16 protein-coding genes are annotated in these 16,299 nt (G+C 74.1%); 6 read left to right on the forward strand and 10 right to left on the reverse strand.

What is annotated here, in order from left to right:
• Positions 1 to 80: 80 nt before the first annotated feature.
• Both AC6JBM_RS29340 and AC6JBM_RS29345 read right to left on the reverse strand, forming a co-directional pair.
• A complete protein-coding gene (locus tag AC6JBM_RS29340) occupies positions 81 to 527 on the reverse strand; it encodes a hypothetical protein (RefSeq protein ID WP_497977275.1) in 447 nt (148 codons plus the stop codon).
• An 85-nt stretch (positions 528 to 612) separates the two neighbouring features.
• Positions 613 to 2,853 carry an exo-beta-d-1,3/1,6-glucosidase gene (locus tag AC6JBM_RS29345; protein WP_497977276.1) on the reverse strand — a complete coding sequence of 747 codons (2,241 nt, stop codon included), beginning with the start codon at positions 2,851 to 2,853 and terminating at the stop codon, positions 613 to 615.
• Between the two features lie 148 nt (positions 2,854 to 3,001).
• Here AC6JBM_RS29345 and AC6JBM_RS29350 point away from each other — a divergent pair, with 148 nt between their 5' ends.
• Positions 3,002 to 4,042, forward strand: coding sequence for a LacI family DNA-binding transcriptional regulator (locus tag AC6JBM_RS29350; RefSeq protein ID WP_497977277.1), 1,041 nt, complete (start codon positions 3,002 to 3,004; stop codon positions 4,040 to 4,042).
• Between the two features lie 18 nt (positions 4,043 to 4,060).
• Here AC6JBM_RS29350 and AC6JBM_RS29355 read toward each other — a convergent pair whose 3' ends face one another.
• Complete coding sequence (locus AC6JBM_RS29355; protein WP_433607815.1) at positions 4,061 to 4,444, reverse strand: HPF/RaiA family ribosome-associated protein; 384 nt, start codon at positions 4,442 to 4,444, stop codon at positions 4,061 to 4,063.
• Positions 4,445 to 4,520: 76 nt separating this feature from the next.
• A complete protein-coding gene (locus AC6JBM_RS29360) occupies positions 4,521 to 5,300 on the reverse strand; it encodes an SDR family NAD(P)-dependent oxidoreductase (RefSeq protein ID WP_497977278.1) in 780 nt (259 codons plus the stop codon).
• A 94-nt stretch (positions 5,301 to 5,394) separates the two neighbouring features.
• Between AC6JBM_RS29360 and AC6JBM_RS29365 the strand changes: the two genes are divergently transcribed.
• Positions 5,395 to 6,369, forward strand: a complete 975-nt coding sequence (locus AC6JBM_RS29365; protein WP_497977279.1) for a hypothetical protein — start codon at positions 5,395 to 5,397, stop codon at positions 6,367 to 6,369.
• 68 nt (positions 6,370 to 6,437) lie between these two features.
• Here the strand turns inward: AC6JBM_RS29365 and AC6JBM_RS29370 are convergent, their stop codons facing one another.
• From AC6JBM_RS29370 to AC6JBM_RS29380, 3 genes are read right to left on the reverse strand one after another with little or no spacing between them, the layout of a single operon-like run.
• Complete coding sequence (locus tag AC6JBM_RS29370) at positions 6,438 to 7,682, reverse strand: NYN domain-containing protein (RefSeq protein WP_497977280.1); 1,245 nt, start codon at positions 7,680 to 7,682, stop codon at positions 6,438 to 6,440.
• Positions 7,683 to 7,692: 10 nt separating this feature from the next.
• Positions 7,693 to 8,010, reverse strand: a complete 318-nt coding sequence (locus AC6JBM_RS29375; RefSeq protein WP_497977281.1) for a TfoX/Sxy family protein — start codon at positions 8,008 to 8,010, stop codon at positions 7,693 to 7,695.
• Between the two features lie 4 nt (positions 8,011 to 8,014).
• A complete protein-coding gene (locus AC6JBM_RS29380; RefSeq protein WP_497977282.1) occupies positions 8,015 to 8,527 on the reverse strand; it encodes a hypothetical protein in 513 nt (170 codons plus the stop codon).
• 255 nt (positions 8,528 to 8,782) lie between these two features.
• On the opposite strand from AC6JBM_RS29380, the gene AC6JBM_RS29385 reads away from it, so the two are divergent.
• A complete protein-coding gene (locus tag AC6JBM_RS29385; RefSeq protein WP_350609657.1) occupies positions 8,783 to 8,953 on the forward strand; it encodes a hypothetical protein in 171 nt (56 codons plus the stop codon).
• A 91-nt stretch (positions 8,954 to 9,044) separates the two neighbouring features.
• On the opposite strand, the gene AC6JBM_RS29390 is transcribed toward AC6JBM_RS29385, so the two are convergent.
• Positions 9,045 to 10,325, reverse strand: coding sequence for a lamin tail domain-containing protein (locus AC6JBM_RS29390; RefSeq protein WP_497977283.1), 1,281 nt, complete (start codon positions 10,323 to 10,325; stop codon positions 9,045 to 9,047).
• Positions 10,326 to 10,502: 177 nt separating this feature from the next.
• A complete protein-coding gene (locus AC6JBM_RS29395; protein ID WP_497977284.1) occupies positions 10,503 to 11,243 on the reverse strand; it encodes a sensor histidine kinase in 741 nt (246 codons plus the stop codon).
• A gap of 131 nt (positions 11,244 to 11,374) precedes the next feature.
• On the opposite strand from AC6JBM_RS29395, the gene AC6JBM_RS29400 reads away from it, so the two are divergent.
• Positions 11,375 to 11,770 carry a response regulator transcription factor gene (locus AC6JBM_RS29400; protein WP_497977285.1) on the forward strand — a complete coding sequence of 132 codons (396 nt, stop codon included), beginning with the start codon at positions 11,375 to 11,377 and terminating at the stop codon, positions 11,768 to 11,770.
• A gap of 1 nt (position 11,771) precedes the next feature.
• Complete coding sequence (locus AC6JBM_RS29405; RefSeq protein ID WP_497977286.1) at positions 11,772 to 12,812, forward strand: PAS domain-containing sensor histidine kinase; 1,041 nt, start codon at positions 11,772 to 11,774, stop codon at positions 12,810 to 12,812.
• On the opposite strand, the gene AC6JBM_RS29410 is transcribed toward AC6JBM_RS29405, so the two are convergent.
• Positions 12,795 to 13,163: a response regulator transcription factor gene (locus tag AC6JBM_RS29410; RefSeq protein ID WP_497977287.1), complete on the reverse strand. Its 369-nt coding sequence runs from the start codon at positions 13,161 to 13,163 to the stop codon at positions 12,795 to 12,797. The two genes, AC6JBM_RS29405 and AC6JBM_RS29410, sit on opposite strands and share 18 nt — an antisense overlap.
• Before the next feature lie 86 nt (positions 13,164 to 13,249).
• Between AC6JBM_RS29410 and AC6JBM_RS29415 the strand changes: the two genes are divergently transcribed.
• Positions 13,250 to 16,156 carry a PAS domain S-box protein gene (locus tag AC6JBM_RS29415; protein WP_497977288.1) on the forward strand — a complete coding sequence of 969 codons (2,907 nt, stop codon included), beginning with the start codon at positions 13,250 to 13,252 and terminating at the stop codon, positions 16,154 to 16,156.
• Positions 16,157 to 16,299 lie beyond the last annotated feature (143 nt).

The raw sequence follows: 16,299 nt of genomic DNA on the forward strand, positions 1-16,299 counted from the left end.
AGCGCCGACGGCGGTCCAGCTCGTGGTCACCACCACCGCCGAGACCTGGACCGGGCTGGAGCCGCTGTCCTAGCCGCGGCTCACCGGACGCCGCGGACGCCCTCGGGCTCCGCGGCGGCGTTGCGGTGCACGATGCCGAGCAGGCGCCGCAGTTCGGCCTGCTCGGCATCGGTCAGGCCGGCGGTGAGCCGGTCCTGGGAGCGCCCGGCAAGGGCGGTCAGCCGGCCCAGCGCGCCCGGCCCTCGTCGAGCAGGGCGACGAGCTTGACCCGGCGGTCGGTCGGCGACTCGCGGCGCGACACGTAGCCGCGGCGCACCAGGTCGTCGAGCAGCCCCGACGACCCGGCTGGCCGGGATGCCGAGGTCGTGCGCGAGCTGCTGCTGCCACTGCGCCTCGGCGTCGCGCAGGCCGCGCAGCACCGCGAAGTGGCGCGGGTGCGGGCCGGTCCCGGCCAGCGCGGCCTCGAACGCCGACGACGCCGCGCTGCCGACGGCGGCGAGCACGAATCCCAGCGGTTCCTCGGGCACCCGCCGACACTACCCCGGCCGCGGAATCGTTCCCGGCGCACGCATTGCCCGCCGTGACGGCCGCGGCCGGGGAGCGTCCGGCGGGCTAGCGGATCTCGAAGGGGGCGCGCAGGAGGTCCGCGGGCTTGGAGCTGCGGCCCACCTGGAGCTCGAAGCGCCCGGGCTCGACGACCCGGCGGCCGTCGGCCGTGACCAGGGAGCAGGACGACGCCGGGAGCTCCAGCTCCACCGTCTCCGTCGCGCCCGGGGCGACCGTCACCTGGGTGAAGGCCTTCAGCTCGCGCTCGGCCCACGTGACGCTCGTGACGAGGTCGCTCACGTACACCTGGACCGTCTCCAGCGACGGGCGCGTGCCGGTGTTCGCGATCGTGACGCTCGCGCGGATGACGCCGTCGGCCGGAACGACCGCGTCGGCGATGCGCAGGTCCGAGTAGGCGACCGTCGAGTAGGACAGGCCCTCGCCGAACGCGAAGAGGGGCTCCTGGGTCAGGTCGGCGTAGCGGTTGCCGTGCTGGCCGCGGAGCTGGTTGTAGTACACCGGAAGCTGCCCGGCGTGGCGCGCGAAGGAGATCGGGAGGCGGCCGCTCGGCTCGATCTCGCCGAGGAGCAGCTCGGCGATGGCCCGGCCGCCCTGCATGCCCGGGTTGAAGGCGGCGATGACGGCGGCGGCGCGCTCGGCCGAGGCGGGCAGCGTCGAGGGCTTGCCCTGCACGAGCACCACGATGACGGGCTTGCCGGTGGCCACGAGCGCGTCGAGCAGCGCGGACTGGCCGCCCTGCAGGTCCAGGGTCGCGGTCGACTTGCCCTCGCCGGTCAGGGCCACGTTGTCGCCGAGCACGGCCACGACGACGTCGCTGGCCTCGGCCAGGGCCACGGCCTCGGCGATCGCGGCCGGGTCGGCCGGGGCCGCCCGGAACAGGGGCGGGCGCGGCTGGCCGTCGGGGAAGTGGGTGCCCTCGGGGTCGGGCTCGAGGCTGCCGATCTGGGCGCCCTCGCAGTAGGCGAGCTCCCAGCCGTCCGGGAGCGCGGCCCGCAGGCCGTCGCGCACGGTGATGACGGTCTCGCGCGGGTGCCCGTCCGGCATCCAGTCGACCTGGCCGGAGGCGCCGGCCCAGTCGCCGAGCTGGGCGTGCGGGTCATCGGCGTTGGGCCCGACGAGCGCGATGCGGCGCACCGGCCCGGCCAGCGGCAGGGTGCCGTCGTTGCGCAGCAGCACCAGCGATCGGCGGGCGACCTCGAGGTTGAGCGCGGTGTGCGGGGCCGAGCCGATGACCGCGGCCTGGCGCTCGGCGTCGGCGCCGCGGGGGTCCTCGAACAGGCCCAGCTCGAACTTCAGGCGCAGGATGCGGCGTACGGCATCGTCGATCTTCGCCTCGGCCAGGCGCCCCTGCGCGACCGCCGTCTGCGCCGCCTCGAAGAACTCGGGCGTGGTCATGATGAGGTCGTTGCCGGACTCGACCGCGATGACGGCGGCCTCCACGTCGTCGGCGCAGACCTTCTGCTCCCACACCATCCGCCCGACGTTGTCCCAGTCGGTGACGAGGGTGCCGGGGAAGCCCCACTCGGTCTTCAGCACGCCGTCGAGCAGCCAGCGGTTGGCGGTGACGGGCACGCCGTCGATCGACTGGTAGCCGAGCATGAACACGGCGCAGCCCGCCTCGACCGCCCGCTGGAACGGCGGGAGGAACCAGGAGCGCAGCTTGCGCGGGGTGAGGTCGGCCTCGCTGGCGTCGCGGCCGCCCTGGGTCTCGGAGTAGCCGGCGAAGTGCTTGGCCGTCGCGAGGACCGCGGTCGTGTCGCCGAGACCGCCGCCCTGGTACCCGCTGATCATGGCCGCCCCGAGCTCCCCGATCAGGAACGGGTCCTCGCCGAACGTCTCGTCCACCCGGCCCCAGCGCAGGTCGCGGGCGACGCACAGCACCGGCGAGAAGGTCCAGTGCACGCCGGTCGTGGAGATCTCGGCCGCTGTCACCCGCGCCGAGCGCTCGATCAGCGCCGGGTCCCAGCTGCAGGCCATGCCCAGCTGGGTCGGGAAGACCGTCGCGCCCGGCCAGAACGCGTGGCCGTGGATGCAGTCGTCGGCCATCAGCAGCGGGATGCGCAGCCGGGTCGCGGCGACCATCGCCATCGACTCGCGGATGCGCGCGGGCGAGGCGTGCAGCAGCGAGCCCGTCGTCTTGGTCAGCACCGCCTCGGCGAGGTCGAGCCGCGCGTCCAGCTGCAGCATCTGCCCGACCTTCTCGGCGAGGGTCATGCGCCCGACCAGATCCTCGACCCGCTCCGCGACCGGCAGTGATGCGTCCTGGTACGGGAGTCTCTCGGTCACAGTCGTCACGATCCGTCGTCCTCTTAGGTCGTCAATGGCAGAAACTTTTTCGTGGAGTTTCGTGTTGTATCGACGGTATGGGTAACCTACTCTGCTGTCAACGCGATGAAACAGTTTCGGGGAGCGCTCTATCGATCTGGGAGGGTGCATGAGTGAACAGCCTGTGCGCGTCACCCTCGAGGACGTCGCCCAGGCCGCCGGCGTGTCCAAGGCGACCGCGTCGAAGGTGCTGAACAAGCGGCCCAACGTCGATCCCCGCACCCGCGCGAAGGTCGAGGAGACGATCACGGCGCTCGGCTACGTGCCCAGCACCGGCCCGCGCGAGCCGCAGACCGAGACCGTCGTGGACGTGGTGTTCGACTCGATGGTCAGCATGTACTCCCTGCAGGTCCTCGGCGGCATCCTGACCGCCGCCCGCGAGCTCGGCGTCGAGATCGCCGTCGACGTGCTCGACCGCGAGGGCCGCCCCGGTCTCCCGCTCAGCGACGCGTGGCTGATCCGCGCCGCCGCCCGCCGCCGCCTCGGCGTCATCGTCGTGTCCCTCGCGCTCACCGCCGGGCAGGTCCGCACCGTCGACGAGCTCGGCCTGCCGCTGGTCTCCGTGGACCTCACCGGGGCCTTCGGCACGGGCCTGGCCAGCGTCGCCGCGACCAACTTCGCCGGCGGCACCCAGGCCACCGAGCACCTCGTCGCGCTCGGCCACCGGCGCATCGGCTTCGCGGGGCTGCCCGCCGAGATCGCCGCCTCGCGGGAGCGGCTGCACGGCTACCGCAACGCCCTCGAGCTCGCCGGCATCGAGGCCGACCCGGCGCTCGTCGTGCACGGCGGCTTCACGGCGGAGGCCGGCTGCCGCATGGCGATCGAGCTGCTGACCCGGCCCGACCCGCCGACGGCCATCTTCGCCGCCTGCGACGGGGCCGCCCTCGGCGTCTTCGAGGCCGCGCGCCGCCTCGGCCGCCGGGTGCCGCAGGACCTGTCGATCGTCGGCTTCGACGACATCGAGCCGGCGAAGCTCTCCTCGCCGCCGCTGACCACGGTGCACCAGCCGATCGCGGACATGGGCCGGGTGGCGGTGCGCACCCTGCACACCATCGCCCGCGGCGGCACGCCCGACTCGATGCACGTCCAGCTGGCGACGCACCTGGTGGTTCGCGAGTCGACCGCCCCGCCTACCGGTGGTTTGCGGTAGGCGGGGCGGCCGCCTCGGTCACTGCAGCTCGGAGTAGTCCTCCGCCTCCGCCCGCTCGCGCAGGTGGCGGTTGTTGCGCGGCTCCTCGCGGGTCTTGGCGTCGTTGAGCCGGCGGCGCAGGTCGTCGCGCACGTCGTGGAGGGCGGCCAGCAGCTCCTCCTCGCCGGAGGTGGTCACGATCTTCTGCCGGCCGGCGATCCAGCACTCCAGCGTCACCTTCTGCCCGGGCGCCTCACGGTCCTTCACCGACACCTCGAGCTCGGTCGCGTCGGATCTGAAGGCCGCGAGCCGGGCGTCGAGCGTCGCGAACTGCTCGGCGATCCAGTTGCGATCGCCCTGCGAGAACCCGGCACCCACCCGGAGGCACTTGTCGACGGTGGCTGGATCCGCGGCAACACTCATCACATCTCCCTCGAACCGGCGAAATCGCGTTCAAAGGATCACTACCCAGCAACCGGCCCCCCAAAAACGGTGCCGTCTAGATCCGGTGCATGCCCCAGCCGCCGTCGATCATGATGGTCTGGCCGGTGATGTACGTCGCGTCGTCGCTCGCCAGGAAGGCCACCAGCGCCCCGATGTCGGTCCGCGTGTCACCGATGCGCCGCATGGGGACCTTGGCGAGCGCGGCGTTGTACCCGTCGGGGTCGAACCGCTCCCACAGCTGCGCCCCCTCCGAGTTCGCGAACGGGCACACCACGTTCACGCGCACGTTCGCCGCGCCCCACTCGGTCGCGGCCACCTTGGACAGGCCCCGGACGGCCTCCTTGGCCGCCGCGTAGGTCGCCCAGCCCGCCTGCCCCTCGGTCCCCGCGCTCGACCCGAGGTTGACCACCGACCCGCGGCCGCTCGCGGCCAGGTGCGGGAAGGCCGCCTTCATGAGCCGGAACGTCGCCCGCGGCCCGGTCTCGAAGACCAGGTCGTAGTCGTCGTCGCTGTGCTCCGTGAACGGCCCGGCCGCCCGGGTGGCGATCGCGTTGTTCACGAGCACGTCGAGCCGCCCGAACGCCTCCACCGCCGCGGCCACGATCCGCTCCGCCTCGCCGGCCTGGCGAACGTCCGACAGCAGCGACGCGACCCGCCGGCCCTCCAGGCCCTTGACGGTGGCCTCGAGCGTCTCGGGGTTGTGGTCGACGAGCAGCACGGCGGCGCCCCGCTCGGTCAGCGCCTGGACGATGCCCCGCCCGATGCCCTGGGCCGCCCCGGTGACGATACACGCCGTGCCGTCCAGGCCGGCGGCGTTCGCATAGGTGTTGGTCATTCGCCGACGGTAATCGATGGTAGGGACAGCCTCAGCATCGATTCGGGGGGTGCGCGGGGCTGCTTCGGCCCGCCGCGAACGGGATGGTCGAGGCATGTCGAACTCCCCCGTCACCGCCGCCCGCTGGCACCGGCCGCTGGTCGGGCTGGCCGCCGTCATGGGCGTGCTCACCATCGTGGCGCTCGTCGGCCTGGCCGTCGACGACCGCGGCATCGGCGGCAGCCCCGCGTGGCTCAAGCCGTGCAAATTCGCCGTTTCCCTGGGGTTGTACGCCCTGACGCTGGCCTGGCTCCTGCGGTTCGTGAACCGCTGGCGCCGCACGGGCTGGTGGGCCGCGACCGTCGTCGCGCTCGCGTCCGCCGGCGAGATGGTCGCCATCGTGCTGCAGGCGGTGCGCGGCCGGGCGAGCCACTTCGACGTCGCCACCCCGTTCGACGCGATGATCTGGAGTCTCATGGGCGCCACGGTGATGGTGCTCTGGACGGCCAGCCTCGTGGTGGCGATCGTGGTCGCGGTGCAGCGCGACACCGATCCGGTGGTGCGCTCCGCGGCCCGGCTCGGGTTCGCGCTCTCGCTCGCCGGGATGGCGCTCGGCTTCCTCATGACGCAGCCGACTGGCGCGCAGCAGGTCGAGCTCGACAACGGCGGCGCGCCCGCGATGATCGGCGCGCACAGCGTGGGCGTCGCCGACGGCGGGCCCGCCATGCCGGTGACCGGCTGGTCGACCACCGGCGGGGACCTGCGCATCCCGCACTTCGCCGGGATTCACGCGCTGCAGGCGCTGCCGCTGCTGGCTCTGCTGCTGGCCCTGCTGGCCGCGCGGTACCCGGCCCGGTTCGGGGCGGTGCGCGCGCGGCTGCGGGTCGTGCGGGTGGCGGCGGTGGGCTACGCGGGGCTGGTCGCGCTGCTGACGTGGCAGGCGCTGCGCGGGCAGCCGCTGCTGGAGCCGGACGCGCTGACGCTGCTCGCGGCGGGTGGGCTCGCCGTCGTGGTGCTCGCGGGCCTGGCGCTGGCCGTGCGCGGCCGCACCGAGCCGGTCGCGCAGCCGCGGGTGCTGCAGAACGCCTGAGAACCGGCATATGGCCTGACGGGCGACAAGTCCGATAAGTCGCGGCGCGGAGCGCCCGACTTATCGCGTCAGGCCGACTCGCCGAGCCAGGAGCGCACCGCGGCGGCCTCCTCGTCGGTGAAGGGGATCTGCGCCGCCTCCGCGCGGGAGAGCACGTTGTTCACGAAGGCCGACGCGATCTCGGCGGGCGTGGGCGGGGGCTGGCGGTGCAGCGGGTAGCCGCCGAAGGACGTCCCCCGCACCACGAACGCCACCGCGCCCCGGCTGACCGGCACCCCGTTGTCGCGCAGCCGGTCGCGCGACCAGCTCGTGCACTGGGTGAGGTTGAACCGGTGCTCGCGCGCGTAGGCCGAGAGCGTCTCGTAGATGGACGGCCACCACGCCTGCGGGAGGCGGGGCAGGCTCAGCTGGTCGGCGAGGCGCTCGACCGGCTCGGGCAGGACGGTGCGGGGCGCCCCGGGGGCGGTGGGCTCCGGGGCCTGGTGCCGGCTCTCGTCCCACAGCAGGTGCTGGGACAGGTGCAGGTTGGGCAGCTCCAGCGTCTCCAGCGCGCGGGCGAAGGAGCCGAACCCGAACCAGTTGGTGCTGCCGACGACCGGGCCGACCTCGGTGCGCAGCCGGTACGCGAGCGCCGCCATGTTCAGGGGTGCCTCGGCGGCCTCGTACTCGGCGGTGACGATGGTGCGGAACTGCTCGTAGGCCTCGTCGGGCACGAAGTCGGCGCCGGTGTCGGGGCCGCCCTCGAAGTCGTCGAGGTCGACCGGCTCGCCCTGGATGAGGGCGATGAGCTGCTGGCTGTCGAGGAGCTGGTCGGCGATCGAGGTGAAGGCCTCGGCGGCGTCGGCCGGGGAGACGATCATCGTGCGGCGGTCGGCGCGGCGCAGGCGCTGCAGGAGCGGGGTCATGTCCGAGTCCCCGGAGGCGATGACGAACTCCTCGTAGCGGGTGTCGTCGGCCAGCGCGTCGACGGCGTCCACGACGATGCGGATGTCCGCCGCGTTCTTCGTGGCGTTGTACCGCGGGCAGTCGATGACCTCGAAGCCGGCGCGCACGAAGCTGGGGCGGAAGCGCGAGAAGTACAGCCGGTTGGGCTCCCCCGCCGCGTCGCGCGTGTTCACCCAGCCCGCCGGGTTCAGGTAGCAGCGCAGGATCAGCCAGCGCCGGGGCGCCTCGGCGGTCAGGGTGGTGGCCAGCCGCTGCAGCCACACCCCGGGCTCACTGGCGAACTGCACGGCGACCTCGGGATCGAGCTTGAACAGCCCGCTGAACACGTTGTCGAAGTCGAGGAAGAACGCCGTGCGGACGTGACCCATCCGCTGCACCCTACTTCGGGGGAAGCGTGGCCACGAACGCGGAGGCGGTCGCGACCCACCGGTCGAGGTCGGCGTCGTCGAGGTGCTCGCCGGCCACGAGGACCCAGCCGCGCATCGGGCGTCCGGTCATGTCGAACGGCCGCACGCCCGGGCGGTCCAGGGCGGCGTCGGCGTCCTCGGGGCTCAGGCGGACGAGCAGGTCGTCGCGGTACACGCCGACGGTCATGCTGCCGCCGGTCAGGAAGGCCAGGCCGCCGAACATGCGCCGCCGCGCCGCGGCCGGGAGCCGTTCGCGCAGCCGCTCGGCGAGCACCTCGTCGTACGCCATCAGCTCATGCTACGACCCCCTGTTTGCGCGCCCGGGCGTATGCGTTGGACGGCGGGAGGAACATCAGGACGATCGTGGCCAGGCCGAGCAGCCACGCGAGCACGTCGAGGGCCTTGGTCGCGGCCGGAGCGACGTCGGCGACCTGCAGGCCGCCCGCGCACAGGAAGCCGGCCAGCACGACGGCGAGCACGATCCGGGCCCACATGGCGCCGCCCCGGATCGCGAACGCGAAGCCGATGATGAGCAGGGCCGAGACGATGCCGGCCACGCCGCGGGTCTGCAGCGTGGCGGCGGCCTCGTCGACGGTGGCCTTGGTGAGCTCGTCGCCGAGCACGTCCCCGGCGATGTCGTCGACGGTGTCGGCGGCCAGGTCGCGCGCCTGCACCATGAGCAGCACGGAGGCGACGAGGCCGGCGAGACCGGAGACGAGCGCGCCGAGGAACGCCAGGGTGAGCGTCGTCGGGCGGCTCGCGGCCGGGGCCACGGCGGCAGCGGGCGGGTATCCGGGGTATGACATTGGCAACTCCTCGTCGATCGATGGACATCGGAGGTGCGTTCCAACCGGGGACACCGGCGTGCCCGAAAGCCGACACAGCAGGGGCGACGGGCCCCCGCGGGGGGACGGCGGGCGGTGAGTGAACGATCGTGAATGCGAGGTTCGTGTGTTGCTATCGTTCTGCGGGTCGTTCAATGACATAGGGCAACTTCACTGAGCGTCATTCAACGGCTACGCTGAATGCTCGGCGTCCTTGATGGGGAGGAAAAGGCGACCATGGTCAAGAAGATCCTCAGATGGGGTGGCCTGGCGTTCCTGGTGTTCTTCGTCGCGTATCGCCCGCAGTCCGCGGCCAACGTGGTGAGCTCCATCGGCGGCGGGCTGCTCGACATCGCCAACGGTTTCGGCGACTTCTTCGCGTCCCTGGGCTCGTCACTGAGCAGCTGAGCGCTCGGTTTTTTCGCGCCTGGTGCACATCCTCGGCCCGGCGAACCCGCGCGGGCGGGTTCGCCGCAGCCGTCGACAGGAGCCGAAGCCGTCAGCAGGACAGGGTGCCGGAGCGCAGGGCGTGGCTCTTGTCGTTGCCGTCGTCCGACCACAGCACCGGCTTCACGCCGGCCGCGCACGCCGGCTGGGGCGCGATCGCGAAGCCCTCGTTGTTGTAGTTCGGCATCCCCGACGGGCGGTTGTACGTCGCCGTCGCCGCGAACCGGCCCTGCGCGTTGACCGCCAGGGTCGCCGTCCGGCCGCCGCACGTGTCGTCGCACGCGGCCCACAGGCGCCCGGTCGCCGGCTCGTACTCCAGGTCCATCACCCCGGCCAGGCCGCTGGCGAAGGTGGCGATGCGGGTGTACGCGCCGCCGGCCTGGTCGAGCGCGTAGGCGTAGACGATGCCGGTGGTCTCGGCGCCGACCAGGTACAGGCCGGTGCCGTGGTTCGGGTAGGCGGCCGGGCTGTAGGCGGCGCCGGCGTGCTCGTCGCGGAAGCCGGCCGCGGTGAGCGCCGTGTCCGGCACCCACGCGATCGCCTCCAGGCCGCCGTTCGGGTCCGCGGCGGGCAGGTCGGCCGTGAGGTTCCACTCGGCGGTCGCGCTCAGGGCGGTACCGCTGCCGGAAGGGTTGAACCGCAGGACCTTCAGCAGGCTCGTGCCATTGTGGGCATTGTCGCGCTCGGTCGCCGCCACGATCCCGTCGGGCGTGGCCACGACCCCCTCGGCGTCGGGGTCGCCGGAGCCGTTCGCGTAGTGCAGCGCCTTGCCGTTCGCCCAGCCGTTCGCGGTGTCGCGCTGCCACTGGGCGCCGTTGGGCACCAGGCGGTACAGCGTGCCGGGGCCGTTCTTGACGGCCCACACGACGCCGGCGGACTCGTAGGACAGGCCGCCGAGGTTCTCGCCGAAGGCGTTCGCGGCGTCCGCGTTCGCGACCGCGGAGCCGCCGGGCCAGGCCACCGGGGCGGGCGGCGGGCAGGCGTTGGCCGCGCCCTTCGTCGCCGCGCTCGTGGTCGCGAACGCGCCGGTGCCGTCCGGGCAGCGGCCGTAGGTCGCGCTCGCGTGGCTGCTCCACGTGTACGAGTCCACGAGCGTCCCGCCGGGCTGGAAGAGCCGCGCCTTGTCCGCGCTGCCCAGCCCGAAGGCCGACTCGACGTCGAACGCGACGAAGGCGCCCGGGGCCAGGGAGACCGAGCCGATGGTGTACGCGTGCGAGTCGTCGTCGTCCTTGAGCACCCAGCCGGCCAGGCCGACCGTCGTGGTCCCGGTGTTCGTCAGCTCGATCCAGTCACCGGGTCTGCCGCCGCTGGACTCGACCTCGTTGATCCGCACGCCGGTAGTGTCCGCGTGCGCGAACGCCCCACCGAATCCCACCGCCCCGATGCCCACAAGTGCCGCCGCCGCGAGCCGCCACCACATCCGCACAGATTCCTCCATCGATCAGCAGACGTCGATTGAGGAATCCTGGGATGCGGGAGCGACCACGGGCTGAACGCCGCACGAACGCCGTCAGGCGCGGACCGGGCTGCGGCGCAGCAGGACCACGTGCGCGGGGTCGGCCGGGGGCGCCGGCGGCAGGAGCACGGTGACGGCCACGCCGGCGTCCCCGGCCTCGGCCCGCAGGCGACCGCCGTGGTGGCCGACGACCGCGTGCACCACGGCCAGGGCGAGCCCGGCGCCCTCGAGATCGGCCGCGCCCGGGCCGCGCACGAGGCAGCGCTCGTACAGCTCCAGCTGCTCCCCCGCCGCCGCCCCCGCGCTCGGGCAGGTCAGTACCACGCGGGTCGCGCCGCCGGGCTCCTGGGTGGCGGCGAGGCGGACGGTCTCGTGCTCGGGGGCGTAGCCGATCGCCGTGGACAGCAGGTTGGCCAGGGCCCGCTGCAGGTGCCGGGGATCGGCGAGGAGCGCGACCTCGCCGGGCACGGCGGCGTCGATCGCCACGCCGGCCGCGCGGGCCACGCTCGCCAGCTCCCCCGCGACCCGGGCGACCAGCGGGGCCAGGCGGATCGGCTCCACCGCGAGCCCGAACGTGCCCTCCTCGAGCCCGGCGAGCACGATGAGGTCCTCGACGATGCCGTACACCTTCCCGGCGCACAGGTCGATGAGCCCGACCATGCGCTGCTGCTGCTCGGTGAGCGCGCCCGCGCGGCCGGTCGCCAGCAGCTCGCTGTACCCGCGGATGGAGGTCAGCGGCGTCCGGAGTTCGTGCGAGGCGATGCGCAGCAGCTCGCCCCGCGGCGTCGCGGGCATGGACGGTGGTCCTCCCGTACGGGCGTCATTCCGGTATGTCGGCTTTATCCTGCCGAACGTAGCATTTGGATCATGGCTTTTTCGGTACCGTCGGACGGAATGCAACCGACCCGGAAGGGCCTGGGACTGGGATGGCGACGGTGCTGCTGGCGGAGGACGACTGCGGCGTGCGCGAGCTGATGGAGTTCATGCTCGCGGGCGCCGGGCACGCCGTCCTCGCGTGCGGCGACGGGGAGGAGGCGCCGCGGCTCGCGGGCGCCCACCGGCCCGACATCGCGGTGCTCGACGTCAACATGCCCGGCCTGAGCGGCCTCGAGGTGTGCGCGGCGATGCGCGGGGCGCCCGCGACCGCCCGCACGCCCGTGCTGCTGGTGACCGCCCGCGGCATGCACGGCGACGTGGCCGACGGGTTCAGCGCCGGCGCCACCGGCTACGTGGTGAAGCCGTTCAGCACCGGCGACCTGCTGGACCGGGTGGACGCCTGCCTGGACGAACGGCTCGTGCGTCAGCCGTCGGCGCGGTCCTGAGATGGGCACCGCGGTCGGCGTCACCGTCGCGGAGGTGCTCGACGTCCTCGACGTCGGCGTCGCCGTGGCCGGGCCCGACGGGCGGCTGACGCAGGTCAACGGGGCGCTGCCCGGCCTGCTCGGGCTCAGCGCGGCCGACGTGGCGCCCGACCGGTCCGTGGCCGCGCTCGCCGGGGACCTCGACGCGCGGGGCGCGCACGCCGTGGCCGCGGCGCTGGCCTGGCCGCCGGTCACGCACCCGCGGCAGCTGCGGCTGGCCGGCGGGCGCAGCGTGCAGGCGGCCTGGCACCGGATCGAGTCCGGGTGGGTGCTCGTGGTGCGGGACGTGACGCTGCAGGCGCAGATCCGCCAGCGGCTGCGCGAGCACAACCGGGCCCTGGCCGAGAAGGTGGCGGAGAAGACCGAGCTCGTCGCCGCGCTGTGCCACGAGCTGCGCACGCCGCTCACGTCGACGAACACGATGCTCGAGCTGCTGCCGGACACCTCGGCGCAGCCGGACCTGCACGACCTGCTGGACGTGGTCCGCCGCAACGCCGCCCGCATCGGCGACGTCGTCGACGAGCTGTCCACGCTCAACGCCCTGGAGCAGGGTTCGGTCGGGCTCGACGTGCGCCCGGTGGACCTCGGGACGCTGCTGCGCGACGCGGTGGCGGCCTGGAACGCGCGGCAGGGCCCGGCGGCGCCGGTCACCCTCGGGGTCGCCGACCCCGGCCGGCTCACGATCACGGCCGACCCGGTCTGGCTCGACGCGCTGGTGGAGCGGCTGCTGTCGGTCGCCGTGGCCTCGGCCGGGGACGCGGCGGTGCACGTGAGCGCGGAGTCCTCGGCGGACGGGTGGCTCGTGCGGGTACCGCTGCATGAACAGCTCACCAGCAACCGCCTCTTCACGGCCACGGGCGGGGCGCGCACGTCCACGGCGCTCATGCTCGCCCGGGCGGTCGTCGCGCGCCACGGCGGGACGCTGCGGATGGCGACCTCCGAGGACGGCGGGGCGGTGGAGCTGCGGCTGCCGAGGGAAGCGCCCTCAGGCCTGCGCCAGTAGCTGCTCGATCCGCTGCAGCAGGTCGGGCGGGCTGAACGGCTTCACCACGTAGTCGTCCGCGCCGGCCTCGAAGCCCGAGGCCACGTCCAGCCACTGCCCGAGCGCGGTCAGCAGGACGATCGGCAGCTGGGCGGTGCGCGGATCGGCGCGCAGCTCCCGGCACACGTCCAGGCCCGACATGCCGGGCATCGACACGTCCAGGACGGCGACGTCGGGCACCCGCTCGAGCGCGTCGCGCACGGCCGCCGAGCCGTTGTCGTGGGCGGCGACCTCGAAGCCGGCGGTGTCGAGCACGACCTGCAGCATGGTGCGCACGCCGTGGTCGTCGTCGACCGGCAGTACCGTCGCCATCCGCTCCAACATATCGGCGCCGGCGGCGGCCCGGGCGGCATTCCGCGATGGCTCAGATCCGGTACCCGCCGGTCGATCATGAAGGCGTGACCGTCGGTCTGCTCCAGCGGCTCGACGAGCAGTCGCGCGCCCGGCTGCTCGCCGAGCTGTTCGAGCGCAGCACGATCGCCAAGGCGGTGGCCACCGTCGCCGGCGAGCTGATCGAGGTCAACGACGCCTTCTGCCTGCTGACCGGGTACCGCCGCGACGAGCTCACCGGCCGGCCGGTCACGCTGCTGCTGCACCCGGACGATCCGTGGCGCGGGTTCGCCGACGAGACCTGCGAGCGGCAGATCGTGCGGCGCAACGGTTCCCGCCTGTGGATCTCGACGCGGTCGCTGCCGGTGTGCGGGGGCGGGTTCGTCGTGCTGGAGTCGGTGGAGAGCACCGAGCGGCACGCCCTGGCCGACCGTGCGGCCCGTTCCCAGGACGAGGCGCGGCGGCTGCGCACCACGATCGCGCTGCAGCGCGAGATCGCCGCGGCCGCCGGCGACCGCGACGCGCTGCTGGCGCTGACCGCCGAGCGGGCGCTACAGAACATGCCGGGCAGCGAGGGCGCGGCGATCCACCTGCTCGACGGGGAGGCGCTGACCCGCGCGGCCGTCGCCGGGCAGATGCCGGACGGGCCGCCGATCCCGCTGCGCGAGTCGGTGGCGGGCCTGGCCCTGTCCACCCGCTCGACGCTGCGCTGCGACGACACCGCCACGGACCCGCGGGCGGGCATCGGCCCCGCGGTCGGGCGGGTGACCGGCGTCCGCTCGCTCGTCGTCGCGCCGCTGCTGCGCCCGGAGGGGCCGATCGGCGTCCTCGTCGTGCTCGCGCGCCGGCCGCACGCGTTCGACGAGGCCGACGAGCAGCAGCTGACGCTGCTGGCCGACGCGCTCACCGGGGCGCTGCTGCACGCCGAGCACGCGGCGCGCAACCGCGAGCTGCTGCACGAGGCGACCGAGGCCAACGCCGAGCTCGCGCGGCAGCGGGCGGCGGCGCTGGCGGCCGTGGAGCGCCACGAGCAGAGCGAGCGGCGCTTCGCCGAGGTGTTCGACCACAGCCCGGTGGCGAAGGTGGTGCTGGGGCTGCGGGGGCCGCAGTACGGCCGGATCACGCTGGCGAACCCGGCCTTCAGCGAGCTCGTGGGCTGGGAGCCGGCCGCGGTCGTGGGGCTGGAGCTCGCCGGGCTCGTGGCGGTGCCCCGCGAGCGGTTCGACGCCGCGGTCGCCACGCTCGCCGACGGCCGGCGCAGCCGCAGCGCGCGCGAGACGGTGCTGCGCCGCCGCGACGGGACGGAGGTGCGGGTCGCCGCGCACACCTCGGTCATCAGCGACCGCGAGGGCCCGGCGGCGGCCGTGGTACAGCTCATGGACGTGACCCGGGAGCGGACCGCCGCGCTCGCGCTCGCGCGCAGCGAGGAGCAGTTCCGCACCGCGTTCGCGGGCAGCCCGCTCGGGCTGGTGCTGTGCGACGAGCACGACGTGTTCCGGCAGGCGAACCCGGCGGCGGCCGCGCTGACCGGGCGCAGCGCCGGGGAGCTGGCCGGGCTGCGCTACGGCGACGTCACGGACCCGCGCGACCTCGCGACCGCCGCGGACGCGCGAACCGGGCTGCGCACGGGCGGGCAGGTGCGCTACGAGCAGCGGCTCCTGCGCCCCGACGGGCGGACGGTGTGGGCGCGGGTGACGCTGTCGGTGGTGCCGGGACCGGCGGGCGAGGCGTGGCGGCTGATGCAGGTCGAGGACATCGCCGCCGAGCGCGCCGCCGCGGAGGCGACCGAGCGGGAGCTGCGCCGGCTGCAGCACACCCTGAGCGTCCAGCGGGAGCTGATCGCGGCCGCCGCCGACCGGGACGCGGCGCTGCGGGTGGTGGCCGAGCGGGCGGTCGAGCTGTTCCCGGCGGCCGACGGCGCCGCGGTCGAGCTGGCCGACGGCGACGACCTGGTGTTCGCCGCGACCGCCGGGAGCCTCGCCGGGGCGCTCGGCACCCGGGTCCGCGCCGGCGCCTCGCTCAGCGGCGCCGTGCTCGCCGCCGACGCGCCCGCGCACTGCCGGGACGCGGCCCGCGATCCGCGCGTGGACCGCGAGACGTGCGCCCGGCTCGGCATCGCGGCGATGCTCATCGCGCCGCTGCACGCCGACGACGCCGTGATCGGCGCGCTCAAGGTCTCCTCACGGCACGCCGACGTGTTCGACGACGCCGACGAGCAGCAGTTCGCCCTGCTCGCCGAGGCGCTCGGCTCCGCGCTGCGCCACGCCGACGACGCGGCCGTGCTCGCCGCCCGCAACGCCGAGCTCGAGGAGGCCAACCGGCTCAAGCGCGACCTCATCGGCATGCTCGGCCACGAGCTCGGCAATCCGCTCGCCGCGATCCTGGGGTACACGGAGATCGCCTCCGACAGCTGGTCCGCCCTCGGCGAGGGTATGCGCACCAAGGTCGTCGAGGGCATCTCCCGGCAGGCGCACCGCCTCGACGGCATCGTGCAGGAGGTGCTCACGATGGTCCGCAGCGAGGCAGGCACCCTGCACGCCAAGCGGGTGCCGACCCCGCTGCGCGGCCAGATCGCGCACGCCCTGGCCAACACCGGCGCCGAGGGGGTGCCGGTGCACGGGCCGGACGCGGCGGCGCTGGCCGATCCCGTGCAGCTGCAGCAGATCCTGACCAATCTGCTGAGCAACGCGGCGAAGTACGGCGGCGGCGCCACCGCGGTGCGCGTGCGCCTCGGTGAGGGCCGGGTGCGGGTCGCGGTGGAGGATCGCGGGCCGGGCGTGCCGGAGGAGTTCCGCAACCGGCTCTTCGAGCGGCTGGCCCGGGCCGAGCGCGACGCGGCGAAGGTGCGCGGGACGGGGCTCGGGCTCTACATCGTGCGCAACCTGGCCCAGGCCAACGGGGCGGACGTGCACTACGAGCCGAACCCGGACGGCGGCTCGGTCTTCGTGCTCGACCTCGAGGCCGTCCCGGCGTAGCCGGCCCCGCAACCCCGGCGAGCGCCGACCGTCGACCACGGCCCCGCACATCGCGGCGGGCGCGATCGACGACGACGCCGATGACGGTGACGCCGCCAAGTTGACGTTCGGCCTGGACCACTTGACCCGAGACATCGACAAGA

The organism is Dactylosporangium thailandense (genome assembly GCF_059739745.1).

Bases quoted from the DNA above. Each gene is read 5' to 3' on its own strand.
- AC6JBM_RS29410 (WP_497977287.1), bottom strand. From the start codon at position 13,163: ATGGCGACGGTACTGCCGGTCGACGACGACCACGGCGTGCGCACCATG.
- AC6JBM_RS29350 (WP_497977277.1), top strand. From the start codon at position 3,002: ATGAGTGAACAGCCTGTGCGCGTCACCCTCGAGGACGTCGCCCAGGCC.
- AC6JBM_RS29395 (WP_497977284.1), bottom strand. From the start codon at position 11,243: ATGCCCGCGACGCCGCGGGGCGAGCTGCTGCGCATCGCCTCGCACGAA.
- AC6JBM_RS29405 (WP_497977286.1), top strand. From the start codon at position 11,772: ATGGGCACCGCGGTCGGCGTCACCGTCGCGGAGGTGCTCGACGTCCTC.
- AC6JBM_RS29400 (WP_497977285.1), top strand. From the start codon at position 11,375: ATGGCGACGGTGCTGCTGGCGGAGGACGACTGCGGCGTGCGCGAGCTG.
- AC6JBM_RS29370 (WP_497977280.1), bottom strand. From the start codon at position 7,682: ATGGGTCACGTCCGCACGGCGTTCTTCCTCGACTTCGACAACGTGTTC.
- AC6JBM_RS29360 (WP_497977278.1), bottom strand. From the start codon at position 5,300: ATGACCAACACCTATGCGAACGCCGCCGGCCTGGACGGCACGGCGTGT.
- AC6JBM_RS29355 (WP_433607815.1), bottom strand. From the start codon at position 4,444: ATGAGTGTTGCCGCGGATCCAGCCACCGTCGACAAGTGCCTCCGGGTG.
- AC6JBM_RS29375 (WP_497977281.1), bottom strand. From the start codon at position 8,010: ATGGCGTACGACGAGGTGCTCGCCGAGCGGCTGCGCGAACGGCTCCCG.
- AC6JBM_RS29380 (WP_497977282.1), bottom strand. From the start codon at position 8,527: ATGTCATACCCCGGATACCCGCCCGCTGCCGCCGTGGCCCCGGCCGCG.
- AC6JBM_RS29385 (WP_350609657.1), top strand. From the start codon at position 8,783: ATGGTCAAGAAGATCCTCAGATGGGGTGGCCTGGCGTTCCTGGTGTTC.
- AC6JBM_RS29365 (WP_497977279.1), top strand. From the start codon at position 5,395: ATGTCGAACTCCCCCGTCACCGCCGCCCGCTGGCACCGGCCGCTGGTC.